Here is a 1,782-nt window from a genome sequence, read left to right on the forward strand (position 1 = left end):
CTTTCTATAGAAAGCCAGGTGCAGATATGATGCTTAGGGAAGACGAAGTGAATTATGAATTAATTGATAACTGCCGTATCTTCCACTTTGGCTCTTTGTCTATGACGGATGAGCCAGTAAGATCTGCTACTTATGCGATGGTTGATTATGCAAAAAAGAAAAACAAGATTATTTCTTTTGACCCTAACTTAAGACCACCTTTATGGGAAAGTGAAGAATTAGCTGCAAAGCAGATCTGGTATGGTATTGAACAGTGCGATATCTTAAAGATTGCAGATAATGAGATTGAATGGCTCACAGGTACTGATGATTATGATAAAGGAATTGAAATCATTAGAGAAAGAACACATGCTAAGTTGATCAATGTTACACTTGGTCCAAATGGTAGTATTGCTTACTATGGTGGTTTAAAGGTATTTATGGAACCTTATTTAAATAAGGATACGATTGAAACAACAGGTGCAGGTGATACTTTTGGTGCCTGTGCACTTCATGCAGTACTTAAACATGGTTTAGATAACTTAACTGAAGAAGATTTAAAAGAAATGCTTCAGTTTGCGAATGCAGCGGCTTCTTTAATTACAACTAAGAAGGGTGCATTAAGAGTAATGCCAGAAGAAAAAGAAATAAAAGAATTAATAAATACATACTAAAAGTTGGCACGTCAATTGCAGTATATATAAGTGAAAAGAAAAAGAAAGGAGAAAATATAAAACAGAAAACTTAAAAGTTGGCATGACAATTGCAACTTATATAAGTGTAAGGGGGGATATGAAAATGAGACATATTTTAATAGCCACACATGGCTTGCTTGCTTCAGGTGCAAGATCAACAATGGAATTCTTAATCGGTAATGTAGATAACGTAGACTATATTACAGCTTATGTAGATGGTCAGAAACCTATTAATGAGCAGATTGAAGAATACTTTGCAAAGATTCCACAGGAAGATGAAGTAGTTATCTTTACTGATATTAAGGGTGGAAGTGTAAATCAGAAGATGATTCCATATTGTGTAAGGGAAAACACTTTCTTGGTATCAGGATTCAATTTAGCTATTCTTATTGAAGTCACTATGACTCCAGAAAAACTTACTAACGAGTTCTTAAAGGCTAAGATTGAAGAAGCTAGAGAACAGTTATGCTTAGTAGAAATTGAAAAAAACACCACAGAAGAAAACGATGACGATTTTCTTCTATAAGAAAGAGAGGAAAAGAAAATGATTGTTTGTTTAAGAGTTGACGAAAGATTAATTCATGGACAGGTTGCTATGACTTGGACAAAGGAACTAAAACTTCATGGTTTAGTTGTTGCAAGTGATGAAGCAGCATCAAACGAATTACAGAAGATGTCATTAAAGATGGCAGTGCCAGAAGGTATTAAATGTATTATTAAATCAGTAGAAGGCGTTTCATCAATCTTAGATGATCCTAGATCAGAAAAGATGCGCTTAATGGTTCTTGTGCCAACAGTACGTGATGCTGTTACTTTATGTAAGAAATACAAGAATATTGAAATGGTTAACTTAGGTAACGCTGGAAAGATGACTTCAGGTGAAAAGATTACTTTAACTAAGGAAGTTATGCTTACAAAAGAAGAATTAGAAGCATTAAAAGAATTAGTTGAATTATATCCAGATACATTTTTCCAGGGTACACCTTCAATGGAAAAGAAACTTGCTACAAACGTATTAAAAAATTTTTAAGAGATAGGAGAGAGTTATTATGTTAAACGCATATTTCGTCGCTTTGGCTTTATTCGTAGGAGTTGGAGGACACGAATT

At 34.0% G+C, this 1,782-nt stretch carries 3 protein-coding genes; all 3 read left to right on the forward strand.

What is annotated here, in order from left to right; genetic code table 11:
* On the forward strand, nucleotides 1–653 hold a 653-nt coding region (locus ACT8VG_RS10870; RefSeq protein WP_444195885.1), incomplete at its 5' end, for a carbohydrate kinase family protein.
* A 124-nt stretch (nucleotides 654–777) separates the two neighbouring features.
* A complete protein-coding gene (locus tag ACT8VG_RS10875; protein ID WP_444195886.1) occupies nucleotides 778–1,200 on the forward strand; it encodes a PTS sugar transporter subunit IIA in 423 nt (140 codons plus the stop codon).
* An 18-nt stretch (nucleotides 1,201–1,218) separates the two neighbouring features.
* Entirely contained in the window at nucleotides 1,219–1,704 is a 486-nt protein-coding gene (locus tag ACT8VG_RS10880) for a PTS sugar transporter subunit IIB (protein ID WP_444195887.1), read from the forward strand.
* The last annotated feature ends 78 nt before the right edge of the window (nucleotides 1,705–1,782 follow it).

Origin of the sequence: Catenibacterium sp. (assembly GCF_052354645.1) — a bacterium.
Classification (GTDB): Bacteria; Bacillota_I; Bacilli_A; order Erysipelotrichales; family Coprobacillaceae; genus Catenibacterium; species Catenibacterium mitsuoka_A.

Coding starts and splice junctions, on each gene's coding strand:
- ACT8VG_RS10875 (WP_444195886.1), top strand. CDS start 778: ATGAGACATATTTTAATAGCCACACATGGCTTGCTTGCTTCAGGTGCA.
- ACT8VG_RS10880 (WP_444195887.1), top strand. CDS start 1,219: ATGATTGTTTGTTTAAGAGTTGACGAAAGATTAATTCATGGACAGGTT.